The organism is Yimella radicis, from assembly GCF_054778255.1.
On sequence record NZ_BAAGZR010000009.1, the window covers coordinates 229,414 to 245,429 of the forward strand.

At 66.8% G+C, this 16,016-nt stretch carries 17 protein-coding genes; 5 read left to right on the forward strand and 12 right to left on the reverse strand.

Going from position 1 to position 16,016, the window contains the following annotated elements:
* Positions 1-13: 13 nt before the first annotated feature.
* The 5 genes from ctaF to ACYU8W_RS08255 all read right to left on the reverse strand — a co-directional run bounded on the left by ctaF (position 14) and on the right by ACYU8W_RS08255 (position 4,881).
* Positions 14-427 carry an aa3-type cytochrome oxidase subunit IV gene (ctaF, locus tag ACYU8W_RS08235; RefSeq protein WP_129624027.1) on the reverse strand — a complete coding sequence of 138 codons (414 nt, stop codon included), beginning with the start codon at positions 425-427 and terminating at the stop codon, positions 14-16.
* The gene (gene ctaD, locus ACYU8W_RS08240) at positions 424-2,151 is read right to left on the reverse strand and encodes an aa3-type cytochrome oxidase subunit I (protein WP_499468163.1); all 1,728 of its coding nucleotides are present in this window, start codon (positions 2,149-2,151) and stop codon (positions 424-426) included. Before ctaD ends, ctaF begins: the two co-directional genes overlap by 4 nt.
* On the reverse strand, positions 2,151-3,017 hold the full coding sequence (gene ctaC, locus ACYU8W_RS08245; RefSeq protein WP_499468165.1) for an aa3-type cytochrome oxidase subunit II: 867 nt from the start codon (positions 3,015-3,017) through the stop codon (positions 2,151-2,153). The genes ctaD and ctaC overlap by 1 nt, the downstream gene beginning before the upstream one ends.
* Positions 3,018-3,203: 186 nt before the next feature.
* Complete coding sequence (aat, locus tag ACYU8W_RS08250) at positions 3,204-3,881, reverse strand: leucyl/phenylalanyl-tRNA--protein transferase (RefSeq protein ID WP_499468167.1); 678 nt, start codon at positions 3,879-3,881, stop codon at positions 3,204-3,206.
* Between the two features lie 19 nt (positions 3,882-3,900).
* Entirely contained in the window at positions 3,901-4,881 is a 981-nt protein-coding gene (locus tag ACYU8W_RS08255; protein WP_499468169.1) for a carbohydrate kinase family protein, read from the reverse strand.
* A 76-nt stretch (positions 4,882-4,957) separates the two neighbouring features.
* On the opposite strand from ACYU8W_RS08255, the gene ACYU8W_RS08260 reads away from it, so the two are divergent.
* On the forward strand, positions 4,958-6,451 hold the full coding sequence (locus ACYU8W_RS08260) for a serine hydrolase domain-containing protein (RefSeq protein ID WP_499468171.1): 1,494 nt from the start codon (positions 4,958-4,960) through the stop codon (positions 6,449-6,451).
* 62 nt (positions 6,452-6,513) lie between these two features.
* Here ACYU8W_RS08260 and ACYU8W_RS08265 read toward each other — a convergent pair whose 3' ends face one another.
* From ACYU8W_RS08265 to ACYU8W_RS08285, 5 genes are all read right to left on the reverse strand, one after another.
* On the reverse strand, positions 6,514-6,891 hold the full coding sequence (locus ACYU8W_RS08265) for a HesB/IscA family protein (RefSeq protein WP_499468173.1): 378 nt from the start codon (positions 6,889-6,891) through the stop codon (positions 6,514-6,516).
* Between the two features lie 122 nt (positions 6,892-7,013).
* A complete protein-coding gene (locus tag ACYU8W_RS08270) occupies positions 7,014-8,093 on the reverse strand; it encodes a glycerate kinase (protein WP_499468175.1) in 1,080 nt (359 codons plus the stop codon).
* A 46-nt stretch (positions 8,094-8,139) separates the two neighbouring features.
* Positions 8,140-8,829: a M50 family metallopeptidase gene (locus tag ACYU8W_RS08275; RefSeq protein ID WP_499468177.1), complete on the reverse strand. Its 690-nt coding sequence runs from the start codon at positions 8,827-8,829 to the stop codon at positions 8,140-8,142.
* Positions 8,830-8,892: 63 nt separating this feature from the next.
* Positions 8,893-9,981 (reverse strand): glutathione S-transferase family protein, encoded by a 1,089-nt coding sequence (locus ACYU8W_RS08280; RefSeq protein WP_499468179.1) that lies wholly within the window; start codon positions 9,979-9,981, stop codon positions 8,893-8,895.
* On the reverse strand, positions 9,974-11,326 hold the full coding sequence (locus ACYU8W_RS08285; RefSeq protein WP_499468181.1) for a dipeptidase: 1,353 nt from the start codon (positions 11,324-11,326) through the stop codon (positions 9,974-9,976). Before ACYU8W_RS08285 ends, ACYU8W_RS08280 begins: the two co-directional genes overlap by 8 nt.
* Positions 11,327-11,437: 111 nt before the next feature.
* Between ACYU8W_RS08285 and ACYU8W_RS08290 the strand changes: the two genes are divergently transcribed.
* Together ACYU8W_RS08290 and ACYU8W_RS08295 are read left to right on the forward strand one after the other, a co-directional pair.
* Entirely contained in the window at positions 11,438-12,034 is a 597-nt protein-coding gene (locus tag ACYU8W_RS08290) for a DUF3043 domain-containing protein (protein WP_499468183.1), read from the forward strand.
* Between the two features lie 78 nt (positions 12,035-12,112).
* Entirely contained in the window at positions 12,113-12,940 is an 828-nt protein-coding gene (locus ACYU8W_RS08295; protein WP_499468185.1) for an SDR family oxidoreductase, read from the forward strand.
* A gap of 74 nt (positions 12,941-13,014) precedes the next feature.
* On the opposite strand, the gene ACYU8W_RS08300 is transcribed toward ACYU8W_RS08295, so the two are convergent.
* Entirely contained in the window at positions 13,015-13,203 is a 189-nt protein-coding gene (locus ACYU8W_RS08300; RefSeq protein ID WP_499468187.1) for a hypothetical protein, read from the reverse strand.
* A 98-nt stretch (positions 13,204-13,301) separates the two neighbouring features.
* Between ACYU8W_RS08300 and ACYU8W_RS08305 the strand changes: the two genes are divergently transcribed.
* Entirely contained in the window at positions 13,302-13,964 is a 663-nt protein-coding gene (locus tag ACYU8W_RS08305; RefSeq protein ID WP_499468189.1) for a DUF937 domain-containing protein, read from the forward strand.
* 59 nt (positions 13,965-14,023) lie between these two features.
* Here the strand turns inward: ACYU8W_RS08305 and ACYU8W_RS08310 are convergent, their stop codons facing one another.
* Positions 14,024-15,172 (reverse strand): NAD(P)-dependent malic enzyme, encoded by a 1,149-nt coding sequence (locus ACYU8W_RS08310; RefSeq protein ID WP_129624039.1) that lies wholly within the window; start codon positions 15,170-15,172, stop codon positions 14,024-14,026.
* A 295-nt stretch (positions 15,173-15,467) separates the two neighbouring features.
* On the opposite strand from ACYU8W_RS08310, the gene ACYU8W_RS08315 reads away from it, so the two are divergent.
* Positions 15,468-16,016: a bifunctional adenosylcobinamide kinase/adenosylcobinamide-phosphate guanylyltransferase gene (locus ACYU8W_RS08315; protein WP_499468191.1), complete on the forward strand. Its 549-nt coding sequence runs from the start codon at positions 15,468-15,470 to the stop codon at positions 16,014-16,016.

Below are 16,016 nucleotides of genomic sequence, written 5' to 3' on the forward strand. Positions count from 1 at the left end.
TCTTGTGCGTGCGTCAGACGGAGTCCTCACCGCGGAAGAACTCGAAGGTCCAACCGATCGCACCGATGACCAGGACCGGCATCGAGATGATGACGATCCACCACCCGACGGCGGCACCGAACATCACCAGCGCGCACCCGAAAGCCAGGATCAGCGGCCACCACGAGTGCGGCGCGAAGAAGCCGAAGTCACCTTCGACGTCCGAGATCTCGCCGTCGGGGTCGTCGTCAGGACGCGGGTCGCTCTTCTTGCCGGAAAGGGAGAAGAAGAAGCCGCACATGAAACACAGACCGGCGGTCAGCAGCAGGCCGGCAACACCGACCGGCTCGATACCTCGAGCGTCCCGCATGGTGAAGAAGGTGTAGATCGCGAACACCAGCAGGATGAAAATGCCGATCCCGTAGAAGAGCCTTGCTTCGGTCTTCATCGCACGTCACCTTCCCGTCCGGCGGAGATGTCCGCCAGAACCTTCTTCGATGCCGAGACGGACGGCGGTGCGGCCTCGGGGTGGTTGAGGTCGAACGCCGGACGCTCCGAGCGGATCCGCGGGATGCGGTCGAAGTTGTGACGCGGCGGCGGGCAGGAGGTCGCCCACTCCAGCGAGGCGCCGTAGCCCCACGGGTCGTCGGTCTCCACCATCGCAGCGGTGCGCCAGGTCTTCCACACGTTGTAGAAGAACGGCAGCATCGAGACGCCCAGGATCATCGAACCGACGGTCGAAACCTGGTTCATGAACTGGAAGCCGTCCTCCGGCAGGTAGTCGGCGTACCGGCGCGGCATGCCGTCGACACCCAGCCAGTGCTGGATGAGGAAGGTCATGTGGAAGCCGATGAACAGCAACCAGAAGTGGATCTTGCCGAGGGTCTCGTCCAGCATCCGACCGGTGAACTTGGGCCACCAGAAGTAGAAGCCGGCGAACATCGCGAACACGACGGTGCCGAAGATCACGTAGTGGAAGTGCGCGACCACGAAGTAGGAGTCGGTCAGCGAGAAGTCCAGGGCCGGGCTGGCCAGGATGACACCGGTCAGACCACCGAACAAGAAGGTCACCAGGAAGCCGAGCGCCCACAGCATCGGAGTCTCGAAGGTGATCGATCCGCCCCACATGGTGCCGATCCAGTTGAAGAACTTCACACCGGTCGGGACGGCGATGAGCATCGTCATCACCGCGAAGAACGGCAACAGCACCTGCCCGGTCGCATACATGTGGTGCGCCCAGACGCTCACCGACAGAGCGGCGATGGCGACGGTGGCCATGACCAGACCCTTGTAGCCGAAGATCGGCTTACGGCTGAACACCGGCAGGATCTCGGAGATGATGCCGAAGAACGGCAGGGCGATGATGTAGACCTCTGGATGCCCGAAGAACCAGAACATGTGTTGCCAGAGCATCGCTCCACCCGTTTCCGGGTCGAAGACATGTGCACCGAACACCCGGTCCATGCCGAGGCCGAACATCGCAGCGGCCAGCACCGGGAACACGATGAGCGCCAGGATCGAGGTGATCAGCACCGTCCAGGTGAACATCGGCATGCGGAACATCGTCATACCGGGCGCACGCATGCACACGATCGTGGTGATGAAGTTGACCGAACCGAGGATCGTGCCGAAACCACCGAGGCCGAGGCCGAAGACCCAGAGGTTTCCGCCGAGACCGGGGCTGAAGGTGGAGTTACTCAGCGGGGCGTACGCGAACCAACCGAAGGCGGCCGCACCCTGCGGGGTCAGGAAGCCGAACGCGGCGATGAGTCCACCGAACAGGTACAGCCAGTAGGCGAACATGTTCAGGCGCGGGAACGCGACGTCCGGAGAACCGATCTGCAGCGGCACCAGCGCGTTGGCGAAACCGGCGAACAGCGGCGTCGCGAACAACAGCAGCATGATCGTGCCGTGCATGGTGAACAACTGGTTGAACTGCTCGGGGTTGTCGACGACCGACAGACCCGGCGCCCACAACTCTGCGCGGATCATCAGGGCGAGCACGCCACCGAGAAGGAAGAACAGGAAGGAGGAGATGAAGTAGAGGTTGCCGATGACCTTGTGGTCGGTGGAGGTGATCCACTTGACCACGGTGCGGCCGGGGTGACGCTGCGGCGGACCCTTGGGGGTGTCGCCCCCGAGCTGAGCTCCGACCGGAGTGGTAGTTGCCATTACTTGGTTCCTTCCACGACGTCGTCCTGGTCGAACCCGGCGGGCAGGTACTGCTGCTCACCCGGTGCGAAGGTCGAGCCCTTGCGCGCCATCGAGTTGGACAGGAATCCGTTGTAGCCACGGTCCTTGAGCGACTGGATGTGCTTGTTGTAGTCGGCCTCGCTGACGACCTTCACGTTGAAGAGCATCTGCGAGTGGTAGGCGCCGCAGAGTTCGGCGCATTTGCCCTTGTAGGTGCCGATTTCGGACGGGGTGACCTGGAACTTGTTCACCCGGCCCGGAATCATGTCCATCTTGTGCAGGAACTGGATCACCCAGAAGGTGTGAATGACGTCGCGAGCAGTCAGCACGAACTCGACCCGCTTGTTCACGGGGAGGTAGAGCGTCGGGATCGTCTTCTCCGCGCCCGGCTTGCCGTCCATGACGGCCTGGGTGCCCACGTCGTATGCCTTCTCGTCGACGTAGTTGAAGTCCCAGCTCCACTGCTTGCCGACGACATTGACCGTCACGTCGGGCTTCTGGGAGGTGTCGAGCATCTTGTTGTCGATCTCGACCGTCTTGCCGAACAGCACCGCGACCATCAGGATCGGCACGACCGTGAAGAGGATCTCGATCGGCACGTGGTAGGCGATCTGCGGCGGAAGACCGGTGTCGGTCTTCTTACGGCGGTAGCGCGCCATGCACCAGAACATCAGCGCCCATACGAAAACACCGACGCCCATGGCCCACGCCCAGGTCGCGACCCAGAAGTCGGTGATCTCCGGCGAGAGCTCGGTGACGCCCTTGGGCAGGAAGCCCCGCTCTTGGTATTCGGTGCAGCCGCTGAGCAGCAGCGTTGCGCCGCCGAGGCCGACCGCGCGGATCATGTGCGTCCGCGTCCGCTGACGTGAAGACCCCACGGAGGGGTTTCTCTTGGTTCCAGGCACGCTGAAACCATATCCCAACCTCGTTCGTTTGCGCGGCCAGGGTGGACCGTTCGGCCTGTCCTGTCACCGGATCGATGTGTATCCGGCACTTCCTGCTTGGGACGCTCCCGGGGGGATCGGTGCCGATCAGACGAAACCGGCGGGCGGACGCTGCAAGAGCGCTGTTTCGAGCAACGCCCGGTACCGCTCACGAGACACCGGTCGGACGCCCTGCCTGGCTAGGTGCGGCGTCTGCCACTGCACGTCGAAGAGGCGGTTCGCCCCCGCGTCGTCGAACACCAGATCGACCGCCGCCCAGAGCGCGACCTTGCTGCCGTCGGTGACCCGATGGAACATCGACTCCCCGGCGAACAGCCCGCCGACGGACACCCCGTACAACCCGCCAACCAGGTCGCCGTGCTTCGACCAGACCTCGATCGAGTGCGCCCGACCGAGTGCGTGCAGACGTCCGTAGGCCTGCGCGATGGTGTCGGTGATCCAGGCGCCCGAGCGGGAGGGGTCGGCGCAGCCGGCGACGACCTCGTCGAACGCGGCGTCGACGGTGATCTCGAACTGCGGCCGGCTTCGGCGCAGTGACCGGGACACATGGTGGTCGCCGTGCAGCAGGACGCCGCGCGGGCTGGGTGACCACCAACCCATCGGCGGTGCGCCCCCCTCACTCATGCCCATCGGGAAGAACCCGTGCCGGTAGGCATCCACCAATGTGGCAGGGGCGAGATCCGCACCACCGATGACAAAGTCACCGGAGTGCGGCGGGATGTCGACCTCGAAGTCGTATCGCGAGGGCGGGAGTTCTGCTGGCATCGGACTGATCGGGCCCGGCTCAAGCCTTCTTCAGGTACGCCTCGATGTCGGCGCGGTCGTCGGCGCCGTACGCCTGCTCGAAACGGTCGAGGAACTCGGCGTGCTTCAGCTCGTACTCCTGGGTGCCGACGGTCTCCACCACGTAGGTGGCGAGCATCGAGCCCACCTGAGCACACCGCTCGAGGGGGAGTTCCCAGGCCAGACCGCACAGGAAACCGGCGCGGAAGGCGTCCCCGACACCGGTCGGATCGGCCTTGGTGCGCTCCCCCGCGACACCGACCTCGATGGGCTCTTCGCCGTGACGCAGCACGACGGCGCCGTCCTTGCCCTTGGTCATCACCTGTACGCCGACCCGACCGAGCACCTCGTCCGCGCTCCAGCCGGTCTTCTGCTGGACCAATTGCGCCTCGTACTCGTTGGTGAACAGGTAGGCGGCGCCGTCGATGAGTTCGCGGATCAGCGGTCCGTCACCGAACGCGAGTTGCTGCGAGGGGTCGGCGACGAAGTCGATGCCGCGGTTGCGGCACTCGCTGGTGTGGCGGCGCATCGCCTCGGGGTCGTTGGGGCCGATGAGCACCAGGTCGAGGCCACCGAGGCGAGCCGCCACGGGCGCCAGTTCGATCTCGCGCGCCTCGGTCATCGCGCCGGCGTAGAAGGTCGCCATCTGGGCCATGTCGTTGTCGGTGGTGCACACGAACCTCGCCGTGTGCTTGGTCTCGGACGTGTGCACCGACTCGCAGTCGACGTCATGGCGCTCGAGCCACGACCGGTAGTCGGCGAAGTCCTCGCCCACCGCACCGACCAGGGCCGGACGCACACCGAGGTTGCCCATACCGAATGCGATGTTCGCCGCCACGCCACCGCGGCGGATCTGCAGGTCCTGCGCCAGGAAGCTCACCGAGATCTTGTCGAGCTGCTCGACCACCAGCGAGTCGGCGAAGCGACCGTCGAAGGTCATCAGGTGGTCGGTGGCAATGGAACCGGTGACGGCGATCTTCATGGGCTGCAACCTACCGGCCGGCCCATTCGTGATGAGAATCCGGGCGTGGACAGGCTGGTCTGGATAACGTGGGCGCGTGACTCACGCGATTGCCTTCCCCACCGCACCACCGTCGTCCATCGGGGTCGACGCCGCCGGGATCCACAGGTTCGTGGACGCCACCGAACGGGCCGGTTGCGACCTGCACTCGCTGATGATCGCGCGTGAAGGAAAGTTGATCGCGCAGGGGCACTGGTCGCCCTACACCGCCGACCGCGTCCATCTCCTCTACTCCTGCAGCAAGATGTTCACCGCCACCGCGGTCGGCCTGCTGGTCGACGCGGGCGAACTCGACCTGCGTGATCGAGTGCTGGAGAAGTTGCCGTGGTGGTTGCTCAAGACCGACCGTTCACGGATCGACCCGGCGTGGTTCGACGTCACGATCGCGCACTGTCTGTCGATGACGGTGGGTCACGACGACGACGCCTGGCGACGCGGCACCGAAGGCGCGTTCGCCGCCGACGGGAAGCCGGCGGACGTCGACTGGATCGACCTGATCCTGCGTACCCGACTCGACCACGAACCGGGGTCTACCTTCGCCTACAACCAGGTCGCCACCTACCTGCTGTCGCGCGTCGTGGCCCACGTCAGCGGCGAGGGCCTGCTGCCGTACCTGCGTCCTCGGCTGCTCGATCCACTCGGCATCGGCCCGGTCATCACACAGACGGACGCTGCTGGAAATGCCTTGGGGTTCACCGGAATTCACGCGGCGACCGATGCGCTGCTCAAGCTCGCTCAGCTCTACCTCGACGAGGGCGTCTGGCGTGGGGATCGGATCCTGTCGGCTGACTGGGTGCGCCGCGCACGAGTGCCGTTCGGGCCGTCCAACCGTGATCCGCAGGCCGACCCGGACTGGGATCAGGGCTACGGGTTCGGCCTGTGGTGCGCCCGGCACGGCTATCGCGGCGACGGTGCGTTCGGGCAGTTCGCGATCGTTCTTCCCCAGCAACGGACGGTGGTCGCCATGACGGCCGAGACGGTTGACATGCAGCGCATCCTCAACCTGCTGTGGGAGCACGTGCTGCCGGCGATCGACCGCCCCGGCGATCCGGAGTCGGATGCGACGCTTGCCGATCGACTGTCGACCCTGACACTCGACATTGACGAAGTGGATCCGTTCGACGCACCCGCCGGCGAACACCGCTGGGTCCGAGCCGAACTCATCGGCGCGCAGGTCGATCCGTATTCGGGTGCGGGACGGTTCCCTGAGCACTGGAACGACGCGACGGTGAGCGTGGCGGACGGCCGGACCACCGTCGCGCTGGAGGCACGCGTCGGCGCCTTCGAACTCACCGTCACTGCGGCCACCTGGACGCAGACGACGTGGACCTTCCCGCACGGCGCGTCGATGCCCGTTCTGGCACGCGGTGGGTGGCAGACGCCGACCCGATTCGTCGCCGATGTGATCGCGATCGAATCGCCGCACCGCTTCCGGTTCGTCGCGGATGCCGAAACAGGCACGTTCGACCTCGGGTGGCGCCTGCCACCGCTCACCGGTACCGAACCCGCGTTGCTCCCGCCGAGGACGTGAGAACGACCGAGCCCCGGACACCGCGAGGGTGTCCGGGGCTCGATGCTTGCTGTGGAAGCGGCTCAGCTGAAAGAGTCGCCGCACGCGCAGCTGCTGCCGGCATTCGGGTTGTCGATCGTGAAGCCCTGCTTCTCGATGGTGTCGGCGAAGTCGATCGTCGCACCCAGCAGGTACGGCGAGCTCATCCGGTCGACGACGACCTCGACACCGCCGAAGTCGCGCACGAGGTCACCGTCGAGGGTGCGCTCGTCGAAGTACAGCTGGTAGATCAGGCCGGAGCAGCCGCCGGGCTGCACGCCGACACGGAGGCGCAGGTCGTCGCGACCCTCCTGTTCGAGCAGGCTCTTCACCTTGACCGCGGCGACATCGGTCAGCTCCACACCGTGTGTTTCCGTCTGCGTGTCGGTCTGGGCCTCGGTCGCATTGCTGTCGATGCTCATGTCTCACATTTCCTTTGCGGGCGAGTGCATTCGGGCTGAACCGCCGGTTTCGGCGCCGGTCCAGGCGTCCGGGGTGTGTAACGAGAAGGTCGGCCAGAATCTTCCCGTTCGTTCGGACGTACCTAGGGTACGTCGGTTCTCGGTGGTGGTGTCCACGTGCCCGCCACTCGGCGAGCCAGACCCGGCAGTGATTCGGCGAGCTCGGCCGCCGACGCGGGTACGGGACGCATCCAGCCGGACTTGTTGACCGAGTAAGCACCTTGGACACCGAGCGACATCTGTTCCCGGCGGCCGACGTGTACCTCGTCTGCGAGCACCACGGCCGGGGTCGCTGCCGTAGCGGCGGCCGAGGTCACCTCGGCCAGCACGCTGTGTTCGAGCACCCGCCAGTCGAAGACCTGGGTCGCTGTGACCACGAGGTCACAGTGCGTGATCTTCTCGGCGAGGCCGGTCTGCCCCGCGACGTAGGTAGGACCGGCGACCAGCTGTGCGCCCAGCGCGAACAACAGGAAACCCAAACCACCGGCCGCACCGGCCCCCCGCTCCTTCTCCGGGCGAATCGGCCTGCCCTGCAACAGGTCTCGCCGTGCCGGTATTGCCGCGCGGACGACGTCCAGCCACTCGCCCATCGCCTGCTCGGCGGCTTGGGCGTCGGTCTTGTCGAGTCCCAGTTCCGCTATAGCCGGGTAACACGCCCCGTGGAAGCCGAGCAGTTGCCGGTCTGTGTTCGCGACGGCGGTGACCGTCGTGTCGGCGAGCAACTCACGGGCCCGGCGCACACCGTCCGCGTCCGCCGACCCGGCAAGAGCCCGAACGAATCCGCGGCCGCCGTCGAGACTGCGAACACCGCCGAGTCCGATGACCAGCGTCCGCACGCCGTCGGCAAGCAGCGAGGCCACCGCAGCACCGAGCGGCGCGGAGTCTTCTCCCCCGGCAGCCTCCGCCTCGGCCGAGTCGATCCAGGCTCGCGAGCGGTCCGCAGACAGGAAGGCCGGAACCGCGGCTCCCTCGGCGTCGACCACGATCGGTTGTGCGTGCTGCGCGGAGCCGAGCACCTGGGCTGTTCCGATGCCGCCGTCCGCCTGCGGTGCGGTCACCACCTCGACGTGTGGGCTCGCCTCTCGCCAGGCGTTGGCGATCGCCGATGCAGCCTCACCCGCTCCGAGCCGGCCGAACGGTCCGGGTGCCACGAGTACTCGCATGACTGCTATTCCACCGCACGGCAGAGCTGACCGTTCAACGGGTGACTCAGGCGGTCAACCGCAGACCGCCGACGACGCCGGTCGCCACGGTCACCAGCAGCATCAGCGTCCACCAGATGACAGCGGGAACGGGCGTGATCGCGGCGAGTTGGTCGACGTCGGTGCGGCTACGGTCGCGTCGGCGCGCCTTCCACAGGCCGACCATCCCCCAGGGTCCGCTGAGCAGCAGGAACCAAGCCAGGGTGCCCGCCACCGTCGACCGCACGAGGTCCGTGCCGAACCAGGTGATCAACCCGAGCCCGACGCCCAACGCCAGCACCACCCACAGGCCGTGCAGGTTGCGTATCTGCAGCAGGATCGCTGCACAGAGCAGGACCACACCCCACAGGTAGGCGTTCGACCATCCGTTCGGCACCGCGTACGCGCCGGCAAGGCCGACCAGGCCAGGGGTCACATATCCGGCGAAGAGGGTGGCGACCATGCCCGCGCCGGACGGACGGCCGCGGGAGACCGAGACGCCCGAGGCGTCGGAGTGCAGGCGGATGCCGTGCAGAGATCGCCCCGCGGCGATCACGACGAACGCGTGACCGCCCTCGTGCATCAGGGTCACCAGGTGACGGGTCAGGGCAAAGACCTCCCGCACCAGCAACGCCGCCAGCGCCACCGCGGCGCACACGAGAAGAATCGTGCGGTCGGGCGGCGTCGTGGCGGCGATCCGGTCGAGAAGGTCGTTCACGAACCGTTCAACGTCGATGAATCACGTTGAGTGCCGATGTGATCCGACTGTGGGTCAGCTGTGTCAGGCCCCCGGGGTTCGCACCAGGAGCTGTCCGTCGTCACCCAGCAACGGGTTGTGCGCCACCGGCACGCGCTCCGCAACAGGCACCTCACCCGGAGCGGTGCCTTCGCCGTACGGGCTGCCACCGAGTCCTTCGCGGCCGTGCGGCTCGCCCCAGCCGAGCAGGTTCGGCCCCTTGGGGACGATGCCCGTCGGGTTCACGTCGTTGTGCACCACGTAGTAGTGCTGCTTGATCTGCTGGAAGTCGACGGTGTCGCCGAAACCGGGCGTCTGGAACAGGTCGCGCGCGTATGCCCACAGGATCGGCATCTCGGTCAGTTTCTGTCGGTTGCATTTGAAATGGCCGTGGTAGACGGGGTCGAAGCGGACCAGCGTGGTGAACAGCCGGACGTCGGCCTCGGTGATCGTGTCGCCCATCAGGTACCGCTGGTCCGCCAGGCGCTCGCTGACCCAGTCCAGGGCGGTGAACAGCCGGTCGTACGCGTCCTCGTACGAGCTCTGCTCCCCCGCGAATCCGCACCGGTACACGCCGTTGTTGATCTCGGTGTAGATGCGCCGCATCACCGGCTCCATCTCTTCGCGCAGCGCCTCGGGGTAGAGGTCGGGCGCACCCTCGCGGTGGTACTGCGTCCACTCGGTGGAGAAGTCGAGCGTCATCGGCGGGAAGTCGTTGGTGACGACCTTGCCGGACTCAATCTCGACCATCGTGGGGACGGTGATGCCGCGCGGGTAGCCGGGCTCGCGCTTGTCGTATGCGTCCTTGAGCTTGGGAATGCCCAGGACCGGGTCGACCTGACCTTCGTCGAGGTCGAAGGTCCAGCTGTCGGAGTCATGGGTCGGGCCGGTGAGGCCCATCGACAGCACGTCCTCCAGACCGACCAACCGCCGCACGATGATGGTCCGGTTCGCCCACGGGCAGGCGCGCGCGGCGACCAGGCGGTAGCGGCCGGGTTCGACCGGCCACACCTCGACGCCCGCGTCCTTGATCTCACGGGCGCGATCACTGTAGGTGTCGGCGAGGATGCGGTCGCCGATGTAGCGGGTGTCCCGCTCGTAGGTGCTCTCGATGTATCCCTTGCGTTCAGTCATCACGACCTCCAAGTCGTTCCAGCAACAAAGCTTCGGCCAGGCAGACGCGTTCGAACTCGCCCAGATGCAGCGACTCGTTGGCTCCGTGGGCACGCGAGTCGGGATCCTCGACGCCGGTCACCAGGATCGCGGCGTCCGGGAACTTCTCGGCGAACGCGGCCACGAACGGGATCGATCCGCCGACCCCGATGTCGACCGGCTCCCGTCCGTCCCACGCGTCCTGGAACGAACTGCGGGCGATGTCGTAGATCGGCCCCTGCGCGTCCGCGGCGAAACCGGCACCCTCGTCGTCCAGGCTCACCTCGACGACCGCACCCCAGGGCGTCGTCTTCTCGATGTGCTGTCGCAGCAGGTCATAGGCGTGCCGCGGGTCCTCGTCGGCCGCCAGGCGCATCGAGACCTTGGCGCGCGCCGACGGCACGAGCGTGTTGGACGCGGTGTCGACGGACGGCGCGTCGATGCCGATCGTGGTGATGCTGGGTTTGGTCCACAGCCTCGACAGGATCGAGTCCGTACCGATCGGCGAGACCGTGTCGAGCAGACCGCTCTCGGCTCGCAGACGAGCCTCGTCGTAATCGAGTTCGGCGGCCAGTCCCTGCGAAAGTCCTTGCACCGCAACGTTTCCTTGGTCGTCGTGCAGCCCGGCAAGGATACGGACGAGCGCGGTGATCGCGTCCGGTACGGCACCGCCGTACATACCGGAGTGGATCGCGTGGTCGAGGGTCTTGACCTGGATCGCGACACGGACCATCCCGCGCAGGGTGGTGGTGAGGGCCGGGACACCGACCTCCCAGTTGGTTGAGTCGGCGAGCACGATCGCGTCGGCGCGCAGCAGGTCGCCATGCTTGTCGAGGATCGTCGCGAGCGAGTCGGAGCCGATCTCCTCCTCACCTTCGACGAACACGTTGACCCCCACCGGCGGCTTGCCGTCGTGGGCGCGGATCGCGGCGAGGTGCGCCATCACGCCGGCCTTGTCGTCGGCTGCACCACGGCCGAACAGACGTCCGTCACGTTCGGTGGGCTCGAACGGCGCAGTGTCCCAGTCCTTGTCGTCACCGGGTGGCTGGACGTCATGGTGGGCGTACAGGGTGATGGTCGGAGCGCCTTCGGGTGCGGCCAGCCGTCCGATGACCGCCGGACGCCCACCCTCGCGGACGATCTGCACCTCCAACCCCTCGGCTCTGAGCAGATCGGCGACGGCGTCCGCGCTCTTGTCGACCTGCGCCTGGTCGAAGGAATCGAGCGAGACGCTCGGGATGCGGGTCAGGGCTTCGAGATCGGCACGCACCTGCGGCATGAGTTCTCGGACGCGGTCACGGAGGGCTTCGACTCGATCTGTGGTCACCCTGCCACCGTATCCGCCCGGAAGCCCGCGGTCCGGCGAGGTCAGCGCCACGAACCTGGACTTGCGGGTGTGGTCGGGCGCATCGTCGAACGCACCGTAAGATCGTGGATTGTGTTCGGCCGTAAGAAGGAATCCCAGCAGCCCACCGTCGAGGATCACGAGATCCGGGAGTCGGTGAGCGAGAACGGCGTCCCCGGCAAGAAGGGCCGGCCGACCCCTAAGCGCCGCGATCAGCAGGCCGCCCGCCGTCAGCCGTTGGTACCAGCCGACCGTGATGCCGCCAAGAAGAACGCCAAACAGGAAGCACGCCTCGAGCGGATGAGGCAGAAGGACGCGTTCGCCCGCGGCGAGGAGAGCGCGCTGCCCAAGCGCGACCGTGGTCCGATCAAACGGTTCATCCGCGACACGGTCGACAGCCGCTGGAACATCGGCGAGATCCTGCTCCCGCTCATGCTGATCGTGCTGGTGATGACGGTCATCCCGAACCGCAACTTCCAGGTCGCCTCGCTGATCCTGGTCTGGCTGGTCATCGTGGTCGGCGTCGTCGACTGCGTCCTGTTGTGGCTGCGCCTGAAGAAGAAGATCCGTGCCCGGTTCGGCGAGGACCCGCCGAAGGGTTCGAAGTCCTACGCGATCATGCGCGCTTTCCAGATGCGCCTGTCGCGCATGCCGCGCCCGCAGGTCAAGCGCGGCGAAGCTCCCCGCTGAGTCCGAGCCTCCGGCCGGGCGGACTACTTTGTTGAACCGAGTTCTCGAAGAGAACCGCTGAACGCCAAGGAGACTCACATGGCAAGCAACACCATCGCCGGACGCACCATCCTGATGTCGGGCGGTAGCCGCGGCATCGGGCTCGCGATCGCACTGCGGGCAGCGCAGGACGGCGCGAACGTCGTCCTGCTGGCCAAGACCGACCAACCGCACCCCAAACTCGAGGGCACCGTTCACACCGCTGCCGCCGAGATCGAGGCGGCCGGTGGCCAGGCGTTGGCGGTCGTGGGCGACGTCCGCGACGAGAACTCCGTCCGATCGGCCGTCGAGCAGGCGGTGTCGCGATTCGGCGGCATCGACATCGTCGTCAACAACGCGAGCGCCATCGACCTGTCACCGGTGAGTTCGTTGCCGATGAAGAAGTTCGATCTCATGCACCAGATCAACGCTCGCGGCTCATACCTGCTCGCAGCCGCGGCGCTCCCCCAACTTCAGCGCTCCGAGCACGCCCACATCCTGACTCTCTCGCCGCCGATCAACCTCGACCCGAAGTGGGCCGGGCAGCACCTCGGCTACACGATGGCGAAGTACGGCATGAGCCTGGTGACCCTCGGCCTGGCCGAGGAACTGCGCGGCGCCGGGATCGCGGCGAACAGCCTGTGGCCGCGCACCCTCATCGCAACTGCAGCCGTCCAGAACCTGCTCGGCGGCGACGAGGCGATGATCAAGAGCCGCTCCCCACAGATCGTCGCCGACGCCGCACACGCGATCCTGGTGCGCGACCCGCGCGAGTGCACCGGCAACTTCTTCATCGATGAAGAGGTGTTGCGCGAGGAGGGCGTCACCGACCTGTTGCAGTACGGCGGCACCGACGACCAGCTCGAGCTGGACATCTTCCTCGACTGATCGGGCGCGCGGGGTCTCGCGATCTGCGGGCGTCCTGACGAGCGCGAATCTCGATACCCCTGGAGTCTGGGTAATCAGTTCTGCGACAACGGCATCGGGCCGTACACGTCGAACTCACCCCGCCGCAGCGTGACCGCGGTGACGCCTTGGTCGGCGAGTTCCTGCCAACTCTCCGACAGCCACGCCTCGGCCTCGGCCTGCGTCGGGAAGGCGGCGGATGCGTCCTGCTCGCCGCCGGTGTAGGTCCACGTCCATTCGTTCATGAATCGACCGTAAACGTTCGCGCTACCCACACGGGTGGCAGCGCACTAGGGTTGCTCGGAACGTCGTCGACGGCGACGACACCGGACCAGGAGTTTCCATGGACGCACGCCAGGACATCCTCTCCCAGCTCCCGATGGACCGCCTCGCGCAGCAGATCGGCGCTGATGAGGCGAGCACCCGTCAGGCGGCCGAGCAACTGATCCCCACCCTTCTCGGTGGCATGCAGGCCAACGCGCAGGACGAACGCGGCGCACAGTCATTGCTCGACGCCCTCGGTGAGCACCAGGGCATTACTCCCTCACTGGACGCCGTGGACCCGCGCGAGGGTCAGAAGATCGTCAGCCACGTCTTCGGTCCGAACCAGGACGAGGTAGCCAACCGCCTGGGCGGGCTCGAGGGTGGGGCGAGCAGCGACCTGATCAAGAAGCTGCTGCCAGTCCTCGCACCGATCGTGCTGAACTACATCGCCGGCAAGGTGCTCGGCGGAGGCGGACTCGGCGGCGGACTCGGCGGAGGCGGACTCGGCGGCGGACTCGGCGGCGGTCAGACCGCACCGCAGCAGCCGGGTCAGCCCGCACCGGACGCGGGTCAGAGCCGGCCGGGTGGTGGCGGACTCGCTGACATCCTCGGCAGCATCCTGGGCGGCATGGCCGGCGGACAGGGCGGTCAGGGCGGTCAGGGCGGTCAGGCCGGCGGGTCGAGCCTGCCGGGCGGACTCGGCGACATCCTGGGCGATCTCCTCGGCGGCGGACGCCGCTAGAACCCCGCACATGCAAAATCCGGGTGAGCCGCTGAGGCTCACCCGGATTTCGTTGTGTCTCAAGCCAGGTCGGCGACGGCCTTGGCGACTGTCGGGGCGACGCGGTCATCGAACGCACTCGGCACGATCTCGGTCGCGGACGGCTCGTCCACCAAGGACGCGATCGCTTCTGCCGCAGCGATCTTCATCGCCTCGGTGATCTGCGGAGCCCCGGAGTCGAGCGCGCCGCGGAACAGTCCCGGGAACGCGAGCACGTTGTTGATCTGGTTCGGGAAGTCCGACCGGCCGGTGGCGACGACCGCTGCGTACTTCTGCGCGACCGTCGGGTGCACCTCGGGATCGGGGTTGGCGAGCGCGAAGATGATGCAGTTGTCGGCCATCTTGGCCACGTCCGACTCCGGCACAGTGCCACCGGAGACGCCGACGTAGACGTCCGCGTCGAGCAGGGCGTCGCCGAGCTTGCCGCGCAACCCGAGGGGGTTGGTCGTCGCGGCGAGCTTGCGCTTGATGTCGGTGAGGTCGGTGCGCTGCGGCTCGATGATCCCGCGCGAGTCGCACACCACGAGGTCGTCGATGCCGGCCCGGCGGAAGATGTTCGCGATCGCGACACCGGCCGCGCCCGCACCACCGATGACGACGCGCAGACTCGACAGTTCGCGTCCGACGACCTTCGCGGCATTGATCAGCGCAGCCAACGCGACGATCGCGGTGCCGTGCTGGTCGTCGTGGAACACCGGGATGTCCAGGCGCTCCTTGAGCTGGCGCTCGATCTCGAAGCAGCGGGGCGCCGAGATGTCCTCGAGGTTGATGCCGCCGTAGGTCGGTGCCAGGCGGACGACGGCCTCGACGATCTCTTCGACGGTGCCCGTCTCCAGACATACCGGCACGGAGTCGACGTTCGCGAAGTGCTTGAACAACACCGCCTTGCCCTCCATCACCGGCAGGGCCGCGACCGGCCCGATGTCACCGAGACCCAGCACCGCGGTGCCGTCGGTGACGACCGCGACGGTGTTGCGTCGCGTCGTGTACTCGAACGACAACTGCGGGTCCTGGGCGATGGCGCGGCACACGTCGGCGACGCCGGGGGTGTACAGCAGAGCAAGGTCCTTGCGGTCACGCAAGGGCTTGCTCGGAACGGACTCCAGCTTGCCGCCCTCGTGGGCGGCGAACACGGGTCCGGAGGTATCGGGGCGTGAGGGATGAGTCATAGCAGACAAAGGTCTCCACCTTCGAAGATCGGCTCGTCGATGAGCACCGGCTTGGGAGCCGGACTGTTGAGCGGTCGATCGCCGGGGTGGCGGCGCACTTCCGTGAGATTCGAAACGCGAGGTTGGCCCGCGTACGTCCCGTCAGTGTTTCACAGGGATGCCCGAGCTGTCAGTCGGGACACGACATATACCCGCGTGCTGACGCAGGCCTTTGCCCGAGGCTGCACCACCGGAAGTACCCTGTACGACGCAGCCCGCGACCGGTGCTCTACCGGTGCACTCAGGAGGGGAACGAATGACGACCACACTCGTACTCGGCGGAACGCGCAGCGGCAAGGCCCAGTACGCGCGGCGTTTCCTACCTGCGGACGGGATGGTCACCGTCATCAACGCCGGCGGCGAGGCAGCACGTTCGGGACGGGCGGCGCAGATCCACGGTCCGCGTGAACAGGTGCACGTGAGCGACTCCTGGAACGTCACCGACTCCCTCGACGTCACCCGAGCGATCCTGCGCACCCGCAACCCGGTACTCGTCGACTGCCTGGGCACCTGGGTGGTCGGTCTGCTCAACGAGTGGCAGACCTGGGACGACCCGCAGCAATCACTCGAACGGATCGAGCAGGCTGCGTACGAGTTGGCCGCGCTCTGGTCGGACGCCCCGTACGAAGCCGTCGCCGTCTCGCACGAGGTCGGTCTCTCGCCGCTGTCGCCCGACCCGCAGGCCCGCGTCTACCAGGAGTGCCTCGGTCGGGTGAACACCATCATCAGCCAGGCCAGCCGGCGAACGCATGTGGTGATCGCCGGACGCGTCCTGGACCTGTCGGACGCTCCCGCCATCCACTGA

Coding starts and splice junctions, on each gene's coding strand:
- ctaC (WP_499468165.1), bottom strand. CDS start 3,017: ATGATCCGCGCGGTCGGCCTCGGCGGCGCAACGCTGCTGCTCAGCGGC.
- ACYU8W_RS08270 (WP_499468175.1), bottom strand. CDS start 8,093: ATGCGAGTACTCGTGGCACCCGGACCGTTCGGCCGGCTCGGAGCGGGT.
- ACYU8W_RS08280 (WP_499468179.1), bottom strand. CDS start 9,981: ATGACTGAACGCAAGGGATACATCGAGAGCACCTACGAGCGGGACACC.
- ctaF (WP_129624027.1), bottom strand. CDS start 427: ATGAAGACCGAAGCAAGGCTCTTCTACGGGATCGGCATTTTCATCCTG.
- ACYU8W_RS08305 (WP_499468189.1), top strand. CDS start 13,302: ATGGACGCACGCCAGGACATCCTCTCCCAGCTCCCGATGGACCGCCTC.
- ACYU8W_RS08310 (WP_129624039.1), bottom strand. CDS start 15,172: ATGACTCATCCCTCACGCCCCGATACCTCCGGACCCGTGTTCGCCGCC.
- ACYU8W_RS08315 (WP_499468191.1), top strand. CDS start 15,468: ATGACGACCACACTCGTACTCGGCGGAACGCGCAGCGGCAAGGCCCAG.
- ACYU8W_RS08300 (WP_499468187.1), bottom strand. CDS start 13,203: ATGAACGAATGGACGTGGACCTACACCGGCGGCGAGCAGGACGCATCC.
- ACYU8W_RS08265 (WP_499468173.1), bottom strand. CDS start 6,891: ATGAGCATCGACAGCAATGCGACCGAGGCCCAGACCGACACGCAGACG.
- ctaD (WP_499468163.1), bottom strand. CDS start 2,151: ATGGCAACTACCACTCCGGTCGGAGCTCAGCTCGGGGGCGACACCCCC.
- ACYU8W_RS08255 (WP_499468169.1), bottom strand. CDS start 4,881: ATGAAGATCGCCGTCACCGGTTCCATTGCCACCGACCACCTGATGACC.
- aat (WP_499468167.1), bottom strand. CDS start 3,881: ATGCCAGCAGAACTCCCGCCCTCGCGATACGACTTCGAGGTCGACATC.
- ACYU8W_RS08295 (WP_499468185.1), top strand. CDS start 12,113: ATGGCAAGCAACACCATCGCCGGACGCACCATCCTGATGTCGGGCGGT.